The organism is Knoellia pratensis, from assembly GCF_042666395.1.
GTDB classification, from domain to species: Bacteria; Actinomycetota; Actinomycetes; order Actinomycetales; family Dermatophilaceae; genus Knoellia; species Knoellia pratensis.
Genome location: NZ_JBHTDJ010000004.1, coordinates 253,084 through 270,604 on the forward strand (window position 1 = coordinate 253,084; position 17,521 = coordinate 270,604).

18 protein-coding genes are annotated in these 17,521 nt (G+C 67.9%); all 18 read left to right on the forward strand.

Annotated features, from left to right (window positions below; genetic code table 11):
* The first annotated feature begins 44 nt into the window (after window positions 1-44).
* Complete coding sequence (locus ACFQRE_RS17335) at window positions 45-2,993, forward strand: helix-turn-helix transcriptional regulator (RefSeq protein WP_380124828.1); 2,949 nt, start codon at window positions 45-47, stop codon at window positions 2,991-2,993.
* Between the two features lie 176 nt (window positions 2,994-3,169).
* Window positions 3,170-3,406, forward strand: coding sequence for a hypothetical protein (locus ACFQRE_RS17340; RefSeq protein WP_380124830.1), 237 nt, complete (start codon window positions 3,170-3,172; stop codon window positions 3,404-3,406).
* A 64-nt stretch (window positions 3,407-3,470) separates the two neighbouring features.
* Window positions 3,471-3,902, forward strand: coding sequence for a hypothetical protein (locus ACFQRE_RS17345; RefSeq protein ID WP_380124831.1), 432 nt, complete (start codon window positions 3,471-3,473; stop codon window positions 3,900-3,902).
* Between the two features lie 126 nt (window positions 3,903-4,028).
* The gene (gene dxs, locus ACFQRE_RS17350) at window positions 4,029-5,906 is read left to right on the forward strand and encodes a 1-deoxy-D-xylulose-5-phosphate synthase (protein WP_380124833.1); all 1,878 of its coding nucleotides are present in this window, start codon (window positions 4,029-4,031) and stop codon (window positions 5,904-5,906) included.
* Between the two features lie 154 nt (window positions 5,907-6,060).
* The gene (locus tag ACFQRE_RS17355; RefSeq protein ID WP_380124835.1) at window positions 6,061-6,387 is read left to right on the forward strand and encodes a hydrogenase maturation nickel metallochaperone HypA/HybF; all 327 of its coding nucleotides are present in this window, start codon (window positions 6,061-6,063) and stop codon (window positions 6,385-6,387) included.
* A 136-nt stretch (window positions 6,388-6,523) separates the two neighbouring features.
* On the forward strand, window positions 6,524-7,192 hold the full coding sequence (gene hypB, locus ACFQRE_RS17360) for a hydrogenase nickel incorporation protein HypB (RefSeq protein ID WP_380124837.1): 669 nt from the start codon (window positions 6,524-6,526) through the stop codon (window positions 7,190-7,192).
* Between the two features lie 137 nt (window positions 7,193-7,329).
* On the forward strand, window positions 7,330-8,385 hold the full coding sequence (locus tag ACFQRE_RS17365; RefSeq protein WP_380124839.1) for an NADH-quinone oxidoreductase subunit B family protein: 1,056 nt from the start codon (window positions 7,330-7,332) through the stop codon (window positions 8,383-8,385).
* 76 nt (window positions 8,386-8,461) lie between these two features.
* Entirely contained in the window at window positions 8,462-10,222 is a 1,761-nt protein-coding gene (locus ACFQRE_RS17370; protein ID WP_380124841.1) for a nickel-dependent hydrogenase large subunit, read from the forward strand.
* Window positions 10,223-10,224: 2 nt separating this feature from the next.
* Entirely contained in the window at window positions 10,225-11,142 is a 918-nt protein-coding gene (locus tag ACFQRE_RS17375) for a NifU family protein (RefSeq protein ID WP_380124843.1), read from the forward strand.
* Window positions 11,139-11,804, forward strand: coding sequence for a DUF5947 family protein (locus tag ACFQRE_RS17380; RefSeq protein WP_380124845.1), 666 nt, complete (start codon window positions 11,139-11,141; stop codon window positions 11,802-11,804). Before ACFQRE_RS17375 ends, ACFQRE_RS17380 begins: the two co-directional genes overlap by 4 nt.
* A complete protein-coding gene (locus ACFQRE_RS17385; protein ID WP_380124847.1) occupies window positions 11,801-12,442 on the forward strand; it encodes a DUF6084 family protein in 642 nt (213 codons plus the stop codon). The genes ACFQRE_RS17380 and ACFQRE_RS17385 overlap by 4 nt, the downstream gene beginning before the upstream one ends.
* Window positions 12,439-13,806, forward strand: coding sequence for a hypothetical protein (locus ACFQRE_RS17390; RefSeq protein WP_380124849.1), 1,368 nt, complete (start codon window positions 12,439-12,441; stop codon window positions 13,804-13,806). The genes ACFQRE_RS17385 and ACFQRE_RS17390 overlap by 4 nt, the downstream gene beginning before the upstream one ends.
* Window positions 13,803-13,922 (forward strand): DUF6893 family small protein, encoded by a 120-nt coding sequence (locus tag ACFQRE_RS17395; protein WP_380124851.1) that lies wholly within the window; start codon window positions 13,803-13,805, stop codon window positions 13,920-13,922. The genes ACFQRE_RS17390 and ACFQRE_RS17395 overlap by 4 nt, the downstream gene beginning before the upstream one ends.
* Window positions 13,923-13,956: 34 nt before the next feature.
* Window positions 13,957-14,163 carry a hypothetical protein gene (locus ACFQRE_RS17400; RefSeq protein WP_380124853.1) on the forward strand — a complete coding sequence of 69 codons (207 nt, stop codon included), beginning with the start codon at window positions 13,957-13,959 and terminating at the stop codon, window positions 14,161-14,163.
* Between the two features lie 25 nt (window positions 14,164-14,188).
* A complete protein-coding gene (locus tag ACFQRE_RS17405; RefSeq protein ID WP_380124855.1) occupies window positions 14,189-14,503 on the forward strand; it encodes a hypothetical protein in 315 nt (104 codons plus the stop codon).
* A 2-nt stretch (window positions 14,504-14,505) separates the two neighbouring features.
* Window positions 14,506-14,985, forward strand: a complete 480-nt coding sequence (locus ACFQRE_RS17410; protein WP_380124857.1) for a hydrogenase maturation protease — start codon at window positions 14,506-14,508, stop codon at window positions 14,983-14,985.
* A complete protein-coding gene (locus ACFQRE_RS17415; RefSeq protein WP_380124859.1) occupies window positions 14,985-15,227 on the forward strand; it encodes a HypC/HybG/HupF family hydrogenase formation chaperone in 243 nt (80 codons plus the stop codon). The genes ACFQRE_RS17410 and ACFQRE_RS17415 overlap by 1 nt, the downstream gene beginning before the upstream one ends.
* Window positions 15,220-17,499, forward strand: coding sequence for a carbamoyltransferase HypF (hypF, locus tag ACFQRE_RS17420; protein ID WP_380124861.1), 2,280 nt, complete (start codon window positions 15,220-15,222; stop codon window positions 17,497-17,499). Before ACFQRE_RS17415 ends, hypF begins: the two co-directional genes overlap by 8 nt.
* Window positions 17,500-17,521: the final 22 nt, after the last annotated feature.

Here is a 17,521-nt window from a genome sequence, read left to right on the forward strand (position 1 = left end):
TCTGGGGCCCTGCGCTATGGCGGCTGCAGGTGGATGATCGGCTCATGGATGTCCAGCCGGTTCTGGTCGGCCGCGAGCGTGAGCGTGCGGTCCTCCAGTCGGTGGTGGACCGCGCCTTCTCCGGCGAGCCCGGCCTGGTCCTCGTGCACGGAGAGGCAGGTATCGGGAAGACGAGTCTGGTTCGTGAGGTCACCCGGTCGGCCGAGGCTGTTGGCGTCCACCTCCTGCTCGGTCTGTGTCTTCGCTTCGGGTCCGACGTGACGAGTTACCTCCCCTTCACCCAGGCCCTGACCCACTGGTTGCGAACCAGCACAAGTGACCTGCCGCAGAAGTTGAGTTCCTTTGGTCGCCTCGACGACCTCATTCCCGCGTTGGGCAACAGGCCGGTCGGCGTGGCGCTACTCCAGATCGGTACGGTGCTGGACGCGCTGCAGGCCGACCGGCCCACGGTTCTCGTCATTGATGACCTTCAGTGGGCCGACCCCAGCTCGTTGGATGTCCTGTCGTACCTCGTTGCTGGGTTTGCGAGCGGGCAACGGCTGGCAATTCTGGCCAGCTATCGGGACACGGATCTGGTTGACGGCCATCGGTTGCATGGCTGGCTGGCCGATGCCGCCCGGATGCCGTCGGTGAGCAAGCTGCCGCTTGGGCGGCTGGATGTGTGGTCGGTGGAGGAGATGGTCCTGTCCCGAGGCGGACCCGACGCTGACGCCGGCCTGGCTCAGGAGGTCCTTCGGCGCTCAGGCGGCAATCCCTACTTGGCAGACCTGCTCATCAGCGACGCCCGGGCGAAAGGTGCAGGTGTGACGGCGTCGGGTGGACGTCTGGCCGACGCGCTGTTGGCCTCCTGGCACCGACTGTCGGCTCCCGGCAGGAAGGTGACGCAACTCCTCGCCGTCGCTGGCGCCCCAGTGGCCTTCGAAGTCCTGCGGGACCTAGCGGCCCGCCACGCGGTCGACCCAGAGGGCACCGCCCAGGCGGTGCGTGAGGCTTCTGCGCAGGGCATTGCGATCGAGACCGAGTCAGGTGCCATCTGGTTCAGGCATCCTCTGCTTGCCGAGGCAATTGCGGGCGGCATGAACGGCTGGGAGGCGGCACAGCTGCATGGCGAGTTCGCCGCTGCTTGGCAGGACGCAGTCACAGTCGATGAGCGGGATCGGGCCAGCTTCTTGGCGTTGCACTACGTGGCGGCCCGTGACTACGACAAAGCCTTCGCCTGGTCTCTGAGAGCTGCTGATGAGGCGGAACTGGTTCGGGCTTGGGAGGAGGTGGCCAGCCACCTGTCGACAGCAGTAGGGCTGTTGGAGAAGGTATCCCGGGGGGAGACAGAACAGGTGGACCACGTGGGCCTGCTGCTCCGTGCGGGACGCGCGTGCGAAGCCTCGGGTGACGATCGTGCGGCAGTCAGTCACTACGAGGCGGCCCTTGCGAGGGTGGACCGCGCAGAAGATTCACTTCTGGCGTCACGGATCCTCCTTGAACTGCACGTGCTTCGTGACATGGCTGGGTACGGATCGACGTACTTGTCCCTTGTCGAGCCAAGGGAAGTGCTCGAACTGACCGAAGGCTCGCCCCATGCGCCCGAACGATCCCTGGCCTTTGCGCACCTGGCATTTGCCGAGGTCTTCAACGGCATGGCAGAGGCGGGCGCGCATGCCGAGATGGCTGTGAAACTCGCCGAGACGGTCGACAGTCCTGCGGCCATGATCTGGGCACTGGGGACCCGGGCACAGACCAAGTGGGGGACGGCCGAGGGCATTGCGGATGCTGAACGAGCATTCGCCCTGTCAGTGGAAACGCAAGATCCACAGTTGCTGTGCCGATGCGCCATCTTTCTCAGCAACAGCTATCAATCGGCGGGGCGGTACGCCGATGCAGCGAACGTGACAGGAGGTGCGTACTCCACCCTGTTGGATGCAGGTCAGTTCGATTACGCCTCATCTGTGGGCGCGACAGCCGCATTATGCAATTTTGTCCTGGGGCGCTGGGACACGGTCCGGCCCGTGGTGCGCGAATTGCTCACGCTCGCGCGCAGCGACAACACTGCTGGGGAGGCGCGCTGTGTGGCGGCATTGCTCACGGCTCACGAGGGCAACGTGCGAGCGGCTGCACTCCATCTGCGTCGGGCACAAGAACTCATGACCACGGCCGCCCCCGTCGGCGACATCTTGGCCTATACCCAGATTCAGTTCAGCATCATCACTGGCCACCCGCTGGATGCGCTCGAACTCATCGAACGGCACATGGCCGAAGTGGTCCAGATCGACGCCGTCGCTGCTGACGAGTGGCTCGAACTCGCCTCCCGGGCCGCCGCTTCGGTGGCTGAGTTCGAGCCGAGCATTGATGCGCAGAACTTCGCCTTGGCCTGCTTCGAGAGGATCGAGGCCGCTCGGGGGCTCGAGCCCTCACCATTCGCGGCTGCAGAGACGCGAGACTTGGTCCACCCGGCGTTCGGTGCGCTCCATGCGGCCCAGCGCGCGCAGTGCCGGGGAGTTCGGACGGGACTGGTCGAACTGTGGGAGGCGGCATCCACCGCCACCGAGCGGGCCGGCATGCAGTACGAGCATGCACGCGCGCTCTACTGTCTCGCCCGACACCTTCTCACCCACCGGCTCGATCGGAGAAGGGCTACTGCGGCGCTCGTCACGTCACGCCAACTCACGAGACAACTGGGAGCAGCGACCCTGAGCCACGACGTGGACAACTTGGCCGCGCAGGCCCATATTCACCTGCCCATGAACGATTCGGGTGGCCAAAGGACAGAAAGGGCCACATCTACGCTCCTGGCCAGCCCTCCCTTGACCAAGCGAGAGCGAGAAGTCGCGGACGGCCTGCTGTCAGGGGAGACGTACGCCCAGATCGCCGCCCGCCTCTTCATCAGCGACAAAACAGTGAGCAGTCACGTTTCCAGCGTGTTGAGGAAAACCGGCACAGCGAGCCGGATCGAACTGGCAGAGCTGGCACACAGACGTCGGGGTGCAAGCGGAAAGTGACGGCGATCGTGTGCGGCCGGCTCACACGGGCTGCGACCGATGCGTCCATGGTGGGGACCAGGGCGGATCTGAGGGTCTTGACCCGAAAGCTGAGGGGCCGAGTCGGATGCCGGTGAGGGTCCCGTGGCGGGAGCGTGAAGAGGTCGAAACAACACCTCCCCACCAAGGACACTCACATGAACTCCTGCCCGAACCGCACACGGCGAGTCTTCGCCGTGGCAGCCACCACGACGCTGCTCTTGGGCGTCACTACCTTCCCAGCCTCCGCGCGTCCCGACCCCGGCGAGGCGCTTGCCACCACCATTGACACCTGGCACCAGTGCCCCCTCGAACGCTTGGACACCCAGTACGTCAGGTGCGACAACCTCACCGGCAACGGTGTGCCAGCACCGACGTGGGTGCCCGAGTATTGAGGGCCACCACTCTTGATGTCGCCAACTGGTCGCTGATCCCCGCGACTGGCATAGAATCGAACGTATGTTCGATACGTCTGCACGGCCGCCGCTGCGCCGTGCAGCGAGCCCCGGGGCGCCGGGGGGAGCAAGCCGGCCCGGGCCACCGGGATGGCCCGACCGGGTGCCACCTCCCGAGGCGCCGGGCTGGGAGGTGCCAGCCGTCGGCTGGCTGCTCGACCACTGTCCATCGGACTACCGCATGTATGCCGTGTGGCGCCGACATCCGATCGCCCTCGCCTGGGTGACCACGCACCACCTGGACGGACAGCTGGGAGCCATGCGGGCGGCATACCGGGGTCTTCGGGTCGACCTCACCGACCACGTCGAGCCCGAAGGGATCGCTGCCGCGCTCGCGGCCCTCGAGGCCGAGGGCGCTCGACTTCTCGCGGCCCGCCGCGCCGCTGGGCTGCTGCTGGAGGCGATGCACGGCCACGCCTTCGTCCCGCGCCTGTGAAGTGGACGGGTGTGGGGTCCGTGAACGTTGTGTGTGGGAGGTGTCGTGGTCACCGGCGGGGGCGGCGGTGAGCACGGCAGCGCCTAGACTCTTGCGGATGGACAACGGCACCGAGAAGGAGAGCGCGTGAGCGTGTTGGAGCGCATCCAGGGACCTGAGGACCTCAAGGCCCTGACCCGCCCCGAGCTGGCGACGTTGGCGCAGGAGATTCGGACCTTCCTCGTCGACGAGGTCTCCCGCACCGGTGGCCACCTCGGACCCAACCTCGGTGTCGTCGAGCTGACGATCGCGATCCACCGGGTCTTCGACAGTCCACGTGATGCCGTTGTCTTCGACACGGGTCACCAGTCCTACGTCCACAAGCTCCTGACCGGCCGCCACGACTTCTCCTCCCTGCGCAAGCAGGGTGGCTTGTCCGGATATCCCAGCCGGGCCGAGTCCGAGCACGACGTCGTCGAGAGCTCCCACGCCTCGAGCTCGTTGTCGTGGGCCCACGGCATCGCAGCGGGACGTGTCATTGCAGACGAGCGCGACCGGCATACCGTCGCGGTCATCGGCGACGGCGCACTCACCGGTGGCATGGCCTGGGAAGCCATCAACAACATCGCCGCCGAGAAGGACCTGCCGCTCGTCATCGTCGTCAACGACAACGAACGCTCCTACGCCCCGACCCGCGGCGGACTCGCGGACCACCTCGCGACCCTGCGCACGACGCGCGGCTACGAGCGGTTCCTCGACTGGGGCAAGTCGGCCCTGAACCGCACACCCGTCGTCGGTGGCGCGATGTACGAAACGCTCCACGGCGTGAAGAAGGGCATCAAGGACATCGTCGCGCCGCAGGGGCTCTTCGAGGACCTCGGCCTCAAGTACGTCGGCCCCGTTGACGGCCACGACGAGGCGGCGCTCGAGCAGACGCTGCGTCGCGCCAAGGCGTTCGGTGGCCCGGTGCTCGTCCACGTCATCACCCAGAAGGGCAAGGGCTACGACCCCGCCGTCAACGACGAGAGCGACCAGTTCCACGCCGTGGGTGTCATCAACCCCGAGACCGGCCTGCCGCTCGAGATCTCCGGGCGCAGCTGGACCGACGAGTTCAGTGACGCCCTCGTCGAGCTGGGGGAGGAGCGCGATGACATCGTCGCGATCACCGCGGCCATGATGATCCCGGTCGGGCTCGACGCGTTCTCGAAGCGCTTCCCCGACCGCACCTTCGACGTCGGCATCGCCGAGCAGCACGCCACGACGATGGCTGCAGGACTTGCGTATGCCGGCCTGCATCCGGTTGTCGCGATCTATGCCACCTTCCTGAACCGCGCCTTCGACCAGTTGCTCATGGACTGCGCACTGCACAAGGCTGGTGTGACGTTCGTCCTCGACCGCTCGGGTGTGACCGGCCCCGACGGCGCCTCGCACCACGGCATGTGGGACATGTCGCTCGCCGGCATCGTCCCCGGTCTGCACCTCGCCGCTCCGCGTGACGGCTTCCAGATCCCCTTGGCCTTGCGCGCGGCGGTCGACATCGCCGACGCGCCGTCGGTCATCCGCTTCCCCAAGGGGTCGGTCGGTGACCCGATCGAAGCGGTGCGTTCGGTCGATGGGGTCGACGTGCTCGTCGATCCCGACTCGAGTGACGACGAGGTCGACCTGCTCCTGGTCGGCATCGGTTCCATGGTCGCGACGGCTCTCACCGTCGCCGACAAGCTCGCCGCCGAGGGGCTACGCGTGCGCGTCGTCGACCCGGTCTGGGCGTTGCCGGTCAACCCGGTCCTGGCAGAGCTGGCCGGTTCGTCCCGTCGCGTCGCCGTCCTCGAGGACAACTCGGTGTCCGGCGGAATCGGTTCGCACATCATGAAGTCGTTGCGAGACAGCGGCATCGACGCTCCCGTGGACCTCTTCGGGCTGCCGCGCGAGTTCCTCGACCACGGTTCGCGCGGACAGGTTCTCGACCGTGTCGGGCTCACGCCCGACGCCATCTCGACACGGCTCCTCGACGCCGTCCGCGTCTGACCCCAGCGAGGTTCGTGACCAGTAGGTCACGCAGGCCGGGCCCGGCGAGGTCGACCATGCGCATCACGGCACCCCTGACGGGAGGTTGTACTGGCTCCCGAGCCGTTGCGAGTTCGGGGCCCGCGGACCTACGGTGGGGACGAGAGGCGGACCCATGCACGAGCTGGCCATCGCGGAGAGCGTGGTGTCGACGGTGCTCGAACGCACCAGTGGCCGGGTGCGCGTCGTGCGCCTGCGGGTCGGGCGGATGTCAGGAGTGGTGCCGGACGCGCTGATGTTCTGCTTCGAGCTCGCCGCCGCGGGCACCTCCCTCGAGAGTGCGACGCTCGAGATCGAGGAAGAGGTGGGGCGCGCGCACTGTCGCGACTGTGACAGTGACTTCACGATGCGAGATGCGTTCCTCCTGTGCGACTGCGGGAGTGCCGACGTGGAGCTGCTGTCCGGCCGCGAGCTCCAGGTGACCTCGGTGGAGGTGGCCTGAGATGTGCAGCACCTGTGGCTGTGGCGAGGCCGACGTCCGTGTGACCACGCTTGACGCCGCAAGGGAGGCCGGACATGGCCACGACCACGGACACAGTCATGGACAGGGCCACGGCACTGAGCACCGTCACGACCACGTGCATCTCGAGCCGGACGACGAGCTGCGCACCCACACCCTCGAGCTCGAAGTCGCTGTGCTCGCCAAGAACGATGGGTTGGCGGCGCGCAACCGGTCCTGGCTGGCGCAGCGCGGCATCACCGCACTCAACCTGATGAGCTCGCCCGGAGCCGGCAAGACCACCCTGCTCGAACGCACCATCGCCGCGACCGACAGCGCGGTCAGCGTGATCGAAGGCGATCAGGAGACTGTTTTTGATGCCGAGCGCATCAAGGCCGCCGGCGCCCGGGCCGTGCAGGTCAACACCGGAGCGGGCTGTCATCTCGACGCCACGATGGTGGCCCGGGCTCTCGAACAGCTGCAGCCGGACCCCGAGAGCATCGTGTTCATCGAGAACGTCGGCAACCTGGTGTGCCCGGCGCTCTTCGACCTCGGGGAGCTGCGCAAGGTCGTCGTGATCTCGGTAACCGAGGGGGACGACAAACCGCTCAAGTATCCCCACATGTTCGCCGCCGCCGACCTGGTCGTCATCAACAAGACCGACCTGTTGCCGTACGTCGACTTCGACATCGAGCGACTGGCCGCTGACGCCCGCAAGCTCAACCCCGACGTGCAGCTGATGCCCCTCTCGGCGAAGACCGGAGACAACCTCGAGGAGTGGCTGGCCTGGTTGGCCCGGCCGGCCTGAGCCACGTCACCGCAGAGGTGACTCTTGACAAGTGCTGCGCTGAGGGCTCAGATGGACAGTGGGAGTGACGCAGGTCACACAGACGACGATCTGCGAACCAGCAGAGGACCGGAACGGCCCTCAGGGAGTTGGCGCAGATGCCCACGGCCGAAGCAGTGAAGGCGGAAGAAACTCTCATCCACGTCCTGTGGATCAACGCTGGCCTCAGTTGTGATGGCGACTCCGTGTCGCTGACGGCCGCGACCCAGCCCAGCATCGAGGAGATCGCGCTCGGCTCCCTCCCTGGGCTGCCCCAGATCGCGGTGCACTGGCCGTTGATCGACTTCGAGTGCGGACCCCAGGGCGGGCGGGACGACTTCCTGGAGTGGTTTCACAAGGCTGATCGCGGTGAGCTCGAACCCTTCGTGCTCGTCGTCGAGGGATCCATCCCCAACGAGAAGCTGCACGACGAAGGCTACTGGTGCGGGTTCGGCAACAACCCCGAGACCGGGCAGCCGATGACGACCAGTGAGTGGCTGGACCGACTGGCCCCGAAGGCCACCGCGATCGTCGCGGTCGGCACGTGCGCGACGTACGGCGGCATACACGCGATGGAAGGCAACCCGACGGGCGCGATGGGCGTGCCCGACTACCTCGGATGGAGCTGGAAGTCGAAGGCAGACATCCCCATCGTCTGCGTGCCCGGGTGCCCGGCACAGCCGGACAACATGGCGGAGACGCTGACCTATCTGCTCTACATGGCCACCGGCCAGGCACCGATGATCCCGCTCGACGAGGCCCTGCGACCGACCTGGCTCTTCGGGCAGACCGTGCACGAGGGCTGTGACCGGGCTGGCTACTACGAACAGGGCGACTTCGCGACGGAGTACGGCTCGCCCAAGTGCATCGTCAAGCTCGGGTGCTGGGGCCCGACGGTGAAGTGCAACGTCCCCAAGCGCGGCTGGATGAACGGCATGGGCGGTTGCCCCAACGTGGGCGGCATCTGCATCGGTTGCACCATGCCCGGCTTCCCGGACAAGTTCATGCCCTTCATGGACGAACCACCGGGCGGCAAGCTCTCCACGACCACGGTCGGGCTCTACGGCAACACCATGCGTCGGCTCCGTCAGGTGACGACCAAGACCTTGGACAAGGAGCCTAAGTGGCGCACGCCCGGCAGGACGCTGACCACGGGGGCCAAGCGAACCTGGTAGCTCCCAGTTCTCCCACCCCCACCGCAGACGACCGAGAGGCAGCGGGATGACGTCGAGGATTCCAGCACCCAGCAGCATGACCGAGGATGCGAACGGCCTGACCGAGATGGCGTGGGACCCGATCACCCGCATCGTCGGCAGCCTGGGCATCTACACCAAGATCGACTTCAAGCAGAAGGTCGTCGTCGAGTGCAAGAGCACGAGCTCGATCTTCCGCGGCTACTCGATCTTCATGAAGGGCAAGGACCCGCGCGACGCGCACTTCATCACCAGCCGCATCTGTGGCATCTGCGGTGACAACCACGCGACCTGCTCCTGCTACGCCCAGAACATGGCGTACGGCGTGAAGCCACCGCACCTCGCTGAGTGGATCGTCAATCTCGGCGAGGCCGCCGAGTACATGTTCGACCACAACATCTTCCAGGAGAACCTGGTCGGGGTGGACTACTGCGAGAAGATGGTCGCGGAGACCAACCCCGGTGTGCTCGAGCTCGCGAACACCACAGAGTCGCCGAACGCGGAAGCCCACGGATACAAGACCATCGGCGACATCATGCGGTCGCTCAACCCGTTCACCGGTGAGTTCTACCGTGAGGCTCTGCAGGTCAGCCGATGGACCCGCGAGATGTTCTGCCTGATGGAGGGTCGGCACGTCCACCCCTCGACGCTCTACCCGGGTGGCGTGGGCACGGTGGCGACGATCCAGCTGATGACCGACTACATCACCCGGCTGATGCGCTACGTCGAGTTCATGAAGAAGGTCGTCCCGATGCACGACGACCTCTTCGACTTCTTCTACCAGGCACTGCCGGGCTATGAGCAGGTCGGCAACCGCCGCATCCTGCTGGCCTGCTGGGGTTCGTTCCAGGACCCGGAGCACTGCAACTTCGAGTACAAGGACATGACCAACTGGGGACGCAAGATGTATGTCACCCCCGGCATCGTCGTGGACGGCAAGCTGGTCACGACCGACCTGGTGGAGATCAACCTCGGCATCCGGATCCTGCTCGGCTCGTCGTACTACGACGACTGGGAGGACCAGGAGGTGTTCGTGGAGAAGGATCCCCTCGGCAACCCGGTCGACCGGCGGCACCCCTGGAACCAGCACACCAACCCGAAGCCGCAGAAGCGCGACCTCGACAACAAGTACAGCTGGGTGATGTCACCGCGCTGGTTCGACGGCAAGGACTACCTCGCCCTGGACACGGGCGGTGGCCCGCTCGCCCGGCTGTGGACGACGGCGCTGGCCGAGCTCGTCGACATCGGCTACGTGCAGTCGACCGGCCACTCGGTGAAGATCAACCTGCCCAAGACCGCGCTGAAGGGCCCGGTCGAGCTGGAGTGGAAGATCCCGCAGTGGAGCAACACCCTCGAGCGCAACCGGGCACGCACCTACTTCCAGGCGTATGCCGCAGCGTGCGCGCTGCACTTCGCCGAGAAGGCGCTGGTCGAGATCCGGGCCGGCCGCACCAAGACCTGGGAGGCGTTCACCGTGCCCGAGACGGGCATCGGCTGTGGCTTCACCGAGGCAGTGCGCGGGGTGCTGAGCCACCACATGGTCATCCGCGAAGGGAAGATCGCCAACTACCACCCCTACCCGCCGACCCCGTGGAACGCCAACCCGCGTGACTCCTACGGGACCCCCGGGCCCTACGAGGACGCCGTGCAGGGGCAACCCATCTTCGAGGAGAACGATCGCGAGCACTTCAAGGGCATCGACATCATGCGCACGGTGCGCAGCTTCGACCCGTGCCTTCCGTGCGGTGTGCACATGTATCTCGGAGAGGGGCAGAAGCTCGAGCTGATGCATTCGCCGACCCAGTCCGTCAGCGGATAGCGATGGGCGAGGTCAAGGGGGCCGAGCAGCTGCGAGCCACGGGCGAGCGCATCGACGCGCTGCTGGATGCCAGTGGCTCGGGCGGAGTGGTGGCGCGCGAGCGCGCCGAGGAGCTGGTGCGGCTCGTGGCCGATCTGTACGGCGCGGGACTGGAGCGCATCCTCGACATCACCTACGACGCGGGGCAGCTCACCGACGAGGTGCTGGCCGCGCTGGCCGCCGACGACCTGGTGGCCAGCCTGCTGCTGGTGCACGGCCTCCACCCCTACGACGTGGGCCAGCGCGTGGAGCAGGCGCTCGAGAGCGTGCGGCCCTACCTCGGCTCGCACGGCGGCGACGTCGAGCTTCTCGAGGTCAGCGACGAGGGCACGGTCCGGCTGCGCCTGCTGGGCAGCTGCGACGGCTGTCCCTCGTCGTCGGTGACCCTCAAGCTGGCGGTCGAGGGCGCGATCGAGACCGCGGCCCCCGAGATCACCCGCATCGAGGTGGAGGACGCCGAGCCGAGCGGTGCCCAGACGCTCATCCCGATCTCGTCCCTGCGCTCCCGTCTTGACGAGGCCCCGGGCACCACCGCGTCCTGGGAGCCGCTTCCCGGCCTCTCGGACCTCAGTGCCGGTGCCATCAGGACGGTCGACGTCAGCGGCACGATGGTCCTGGTCTGCCGGCTCGGCGACGAGCTGTTCGCCTACGCCGACCGTTGTGCCCGGTGCGAGGGGTCTCTCGATGGCGCAGCCCTGTCGCGACGTCTCGGCGCAGTGGTGGGCGAGGCCGTGCTGCGCTGCCCGGCTTGCCGCGCCCACTACGACGTACGCCGCGCTGGTGCCTGCCTCGATGACGAGACGCTGCACCTCATCCCCGTCCCGCTGCTCACCGATGGCGGCGTCACCTCAGTCGCGGTCGCCACTCCGGTCCCGTCATGAGCGCCCCCGGGGGCTCCCCGCTCGCCTCGCTCCGACGGATCACCAGCACCCGGCCGGCGCCGGTGGTGGGAGAGCGCTGCGAGATGTGCGCAGCGGCCATCGCGCAGGAGCACCAGCACGTCGTCAACCTCGAGAGCCGGGTGCTGATGTGCACTTGCCGGGGGTGCTACCTGCTGTTCACCGCCGAGCACGCCGAGCTGCGCTATCGCGCGGTGCCCGACCGCTATCTCTCGTTCCCCGACTTCGAGTTCGGCGCCCGCGAGTGGGATGAGCTGCAGATCCCGGTCGGGCTGGCGTTCCTGTTCAAGAACTCCGTGCAGAACCGCATCATCGCGTTCTATCCCGGTCCGGCTGGCGCCACCGAGTCGGAGCTCCCGCTCGATGCCTGGGACCGCATCGTCATGGCCAACACCCAGCTCGACCACCTGCGCGCCGACGTGGAGGCATTACTGCTGCGCGGTGCCGACCGGGAGCACCCCGACTTCTCTGCACACGTCGTCCCGATCGACGCCTGCTACGAGCTGGTCGGGCGGTTGCGGTCGCTGTGGCGCGGTTTCGACGGCGGCACCGAGGCGCGCTCGGCGATCGACGACTTCTTCGTGATGGTGGCGCAACGCAGCAGGCCGGCTCCGCCCGCGCCGGACCTGGCGGGTGTCCCGTGAGCAGCTACGAGTTCACTGTCGTCGACGTCTTCGCCGAACCGTATGCCGCCGCGCCGCAGCTCACGGCGAGGCTGCGAATCCGGGAGACGAGCGGCGAGACCATCCACGCGATCGCGCTGCGTTGCCAGGTCCGGATCGAGCCGCAGCGCCGTCGCTACGAGGAGAGCGACGAGAGCGGCCTACGTGCGCTCTTCGGCGACCGCGACCGCTGGGTCGACACCCTCAAGCCGTTCCTGTGGATGCAGTGCAACTCGATGGTCCAAGGGTTCACCGACATCACCGAGGTCGACCTGGCGCTGCCTTGCACCTACGACTTCGAGGTCACCGGCTCGCGCTACCTGCACGCCATCGGCGGCGGTGACATCCCCATCGTCTTCCTGTTCTCGGGCACCGTCTTCACCAAGGGCACCAACGGTTTCGGCGTGGTTCAGGTGCCCTGGGACTGTGAGGCCTCCTACCTGCTGCCGGTTCAGGTCTGGCAGCAGATGATCGCGTCCTACTACCCGAACACCGGATGGATCCGCCTCGACCACGACGTCCTGACCGCGCTGGCCGCTTTCAAGGCCCAGCACGGCCTCACCACCTGGGAAGAGACGGTGCAGAACCTCCTCGCCACCAGGGACGGAGCCCAGCCATGACCCCGTCGCCGAGCCTCGATCACGTCCGGGCCATCGCGGACGCCGTGCTCTACGAGGGCTACCTGCTCTACCCCTACCGCGCCAGCTCCTCGAAGAACCAGTCCCGCTGGCAGTTCGGCGTCCTCGGCCCACCCAAGGCATCGGCCGCGAGCTTTGCCGAGGAACCGGACCTGTCCTTCCAGTGCCTGCTCGCTCCTGCGACAGGTGCGGCCACCATCAGCGCGCACCTGCGCTTCCTCCAGCTCCAGGTGCGTTCCGTCGAGCGGTACGCCGACGGCGACTTCGAGCCGGTGGCCGAGATGGTTGTCGACGGACTGTCCGTGCTCAGCTGGGAGGAGGCCGTCGAGTGCGAGGTCGCCCTCTCGCCGTACCACGTGGGCGGTCCACCTGTCGTCACCACCGTGGAGATCCCGGGCGGTGAGGAGGTCGAGCCGGTCCTGGACGCAGCGGGCGCGACGGTGGGCCGGATCCTGCGCCGACGGTTCCCGTTGCGCGCAGATGTCAGCGTGGGCGCAGAGGCCGACGACGGGTTCACCCGGCTCTGCGTGGCGGTGACCAACGCCCACCCCGACGAGGTCCACGGCAAGGACGACGCGATCCGGTCGTCGATGATCGGCACCCACGTGCTCGTGGTCGCCGACGGGGTCAGCTTTGTCTCGCTGCTGGAACCCCCCGAGGACGCGGCCGACGCGGCCGGGAGGTGCACGCAGCGGCGGTGCTTCCCAGTGCTGGTGGGACCTGTTGGCTCGAGCGATGTGGTGATGGGCTCGCCGATCATCCTCTACGACCACCCCGAGATCGCCGAGGAGAGCGCCGGCGCCCTGTTCGACTCGACCGAGATCGACGAGATACTGAGCCTGCGCGTGATGACGATGACCGACGCCGAGAAGGCCGAGGCCCGGGCCACCGACCCGCGCGCCGCCGCCATCATCGACCGGTGTGACGCGATGTCACCCGAGACGCTGCGCGACCTGCACGGGGTGCTCCGTGACCCGAACCGGGTCCAGGCACCTGCGGTCGGCACAGAGTTCGACACCGGCGACGTCCCCTGGTGGGACCCGGCCACGGACGAGAGCGTGCGGCCCGACACCGACAGCGTGGTCATCGACGGCATGAAAGTGGCGCGCGGCAGCCTGGTGAAGGTCCACCCGTCTCGGCGGGCCGACGCCCAGGACCTGTTCTTCGCCGACCAGGTGGCCCGCGTCACCGCCGTGCTGTCCGACGTCGACGGCAGCACGCATGTCGCGCTGGTGCTGGTCGAGGACCCCGCGGCCGACCTGCACGAGCAAGTCGGGCGCTTCTTCTACTTCGCCCCGGATGAGCTCGAACCACTGGACCAGGCACGAGAGGAGAGTCACCCATGAGAACCGTTGGCCGGCTGACCACCATCGTCGGCGTCTGCATTGCAGCAGTCGCAACGTTCGTCGGGGTCCGTTCGATCCCCGACATCAAGCGTTACCTCAAGATCCGCCAGATGTGAGGCGTCCTGAGCACCATCGAAAGAGGAGGTTGGCATGAGTGACACACCAGGAGAACAGCTTGACGAGGAGCCGCAGGAGGAGCGCGGCCCCGAGGGTTCGCGCGACACCGGATCGGACGAGCCCGGTGGAGGCCCGGTCGACCGTCCAGCCGGGACTGCCGACGAGGACGACGACACGGGCATCGACCCGCAAGAACCCCAGGACCCGGAGTCTCCGGACCTGCTGTCCGGTGGCGGATAGGCCGACACGAGGAAAGGAACACGCCATGACTACGATCCCCAACCCGGACGACCCGGACACCGAGGGCAAGACCGTCCCTCCGTATGACGGTCGCAAGGATTCGGGCGAGGTGGGCGGCCCGGAGGAGACGACCCAGGACGGTGTCCACACCGGCGGAGCCGGTCGTCCGGCGGAGTCCGACACCGACGAGGTCGACGACCCCACCGAGACCGAACGCGGTCAGCATGCCTCGCCGGCGGATGACCAACCGGCCGAAGGGGCCGACGAGACGTCTGGCCCCGGCGGGACGTCGGGACCTTCGCACGAGCCGGGCACCGGACGGGCAGAGGACAAGTCCTGACGATGAGAGTGCTGGTGGCCGGCATCGGCAACCTCTTCTGCGGCGACGACGGGTTCGGTCCCGAGGTCGTCCGCCGACTCGCCGCGTCCGGGACCCTGCCCGAGGAGGCGCGTGCGGTCGACTACGGCATACGCGGCATGCATCTGGCCTACGACCTTCTCGAGGGGTACGACGCGCTCGTGATCGTCGATGCCCTGCCAGGCGATGGCGACCCGGGCACGCTCGCCGTGCTCGAAGTAGGACAAGGTGACCTCGGTGCCGGGGCGTTCGACCCGCACGGCATGGCTCCGGTCGCCGTCCTGGCCAGCCTCTCCGACCTGGGCGGCACCCTTCCGCCGACCTACGTCGTGGGGTGCCGGCCGGCCGATCTCGGCGACGGGATCGGGCTCTCGGACGAGGTCGAGGCCGCGGTGCCCGAGGCGATGGAGGTCGTGCTCGCCGTACTCCGCGAACGCTTGCCCGCACTGGACGGGGCCGGCTGATGTGCCTCGGGATCCCTGGCCAGGTCGTGCGAGTCCTGGAGGGCAACGCCGGGATGCTCGCCCTCGTCGACGTGCTCGGTGCGCAGCGGCCGGTCAACCTCGGGATGCTCGAGGACATGGCGGTCGAGCCGGGCCAGTGGGTGCTGATCCACATGGGCTTCGTCGTCGAACGTGTCGACGAGGCCGTGGCCGAGAAGGCGATGACCGCCCTCGAGATGATGGGTCGCGCGCGCGATGGCTGAGCAACGGATCCGAAGCAGGTTCGAGGTCTCCGGTCTCGTGCAGGGGGTCGGCTTCCGCCCGTTCGTCTACGTGACAGCGAGCGAGCTCGGCCTCACCGGCAACGTGGCCAACACGCCGTCCGGGGTGGTGATCGAGGTGGAGGGTGCCCCGGCCGCGGTGGCAGAGCTGGGACACCGCCTGGCCCACGCCCCACCGCCGCTGGCCCACATCGAGGAGGTCACCGAGTCCCGGCAGCCACCGCGTGGCGGCACCGGCTTCAGCATCGAGGACTCCGCGGCCGGCGAGGGCCGCACCTTGGCATCGCCGGATGTCGCGACCTGCGACGACTGCCTCCGCGAGCTTGCCGACCCCGACGACCGCCGTCACCGCCACCCCTTCATCACCTGCACCAACTGTGGCCCGCGGTTCACGATCATCACGCGCCTGCCCTACGACCGGGCCGCGACCACCATGGCTGGGTTCGCCATGTGCGACGCCTGCCGCCAGGAGTACGACAACCCGGCGGACCGCCGCTTCCACGCCCAGCCGATCGCCTGCCGCGACTGTGGCCCCACCCTCGAGCTTGTCGGCTACGGGCCGCGGGCGGAGGGCGACGACGCCGTATGCCGTGCGCGTGACCTCCTCGCCCAGGGGCTGATCCTGGCTGTGAAGGGGCTGGGCGGCTACCACCTGGCGTGCGACGCCCGCAACGAGACGGCCGTCGCCGAGCTGCGCCGACGCAAGCAGCGCGGCGACAAGCCGTTCGCGGTGATGGTTCGCAGTGCCGAGGTGGCCGAAGGGCTCGTGACCATGGGCGAGGCCGAGCAGCGACTGCTCACCGGCCATCGCAAGCCGATCGTGCTGCTGCCCCGTGCCGGCCCCCAGGGGCTCGCTCCTTCCGTCGCGCCGGGCAATCCGGATCTCGGACTGATGCTTCCCTACACTCCGCTACACGTGTTGTTGTTGGAGGCGCCCGGTACCGACGCGCTGGTGATGACCTCTGGCAACCTCTCCGGCGAGCCGATCGTCACCGACGACGACGCGGCCCGCGAGCGGCTGTCCACGATCGCCGATGCCTGGCTGCGGCACGACCGACCCATCCACGTGCCGTGCGACGACTCGGTCGCCCGCTTCGTCACCGGCGTCGAGCTACCCCTACGCCGGTCGCGCGGTCACGCACCCCTACCGGTGGCCCTCCCGTTCGAGGTCGACCCGGTCCTGGCCGTCGGAGCAGATCTCAAGAACACCTGCGCGCTCGCCTCGGGTCGCTATGCGTGGTTGAGCCAGCACATCGGCGACCTTGACGACCTCGCCACCCAGGCGGCGCTGACCGCGTCGGAGACCCACCTCGAGGAGCTCACCGGCATACGGCCTCAGGCCCTCGTCGCCGACGCGCACCCGGGCTACCGCTCCAGCCGTTGGGCGCGCGAGCATGCTGGCGGACGAGAGGTCCGAACCGTCCAGCACCACCACGCGCACGTGGCCTCGGTGATGGGGGAGCACGGTCTGGGCAACGACGACACCGTCATCGGCGTCGCGTTCGACGGCACCGGCTACGGCACGGACGGCGCGATCTGGGGCGGTGAGGTTCTGGTCGCCGGCTACAAGTCGTTCCGGCGGGCCGCCCACCTGGGCTACGTGCCCTTGGCCGGTGGTGACGCCAGCGTGTTGCGGCCCTATCGGATGGCGCTGGCACACCTGTGGGCAGCCGGCATCGCGTGGTCCGACGACATCGCGGCCGTGGCGGCGTGCCCGAAGACGGAGCGAGGAGTGTTGGCCCACCAGCTGTCGACCGGTCTGGGGTGCGTGCCCACATCGAGCATGGGCCGCCTCTTCGACGCCGTGTCCTCTCTCGTCGGGGTCCGGCACACCGTGGACTACGAGGCCGAGGCCGCGATCGAGCTCGAGTCCCTGGCGCGCTCCGTGCCGGTCCCGGATCCCTACCGTTTCGAGATCCTGGCACCCCACGGCGGCCCCGCGATCGCGGACCCGGCACCCGTCCTGCGGGCAGTCGTGGACGACCTGCGTCGTGGACAGCCGGCAGCCCATGTCGCGGCGCGTTTCCATGCCGGTGTCGCGACCCTCGTCGCTGATCTCGCCGACCAGGAAAGACGGCAGACCGGTCTGGACGTCGTCGTCCTGGCCGGCGGGGTGTTCCAGAACGCCCTGCTGCTCGACAGCTCCACCCAGCTGCTGGAGGCGCGTGGCTTCACGGTTCTGCGCTCCCGGCTGCTTCCACCCCACGACGGCGGCATCGCCTTCGGACAGATCCTGGTCGGCTCGCAGAGCTGACCTTCGCCACCAGCAAAGGAGA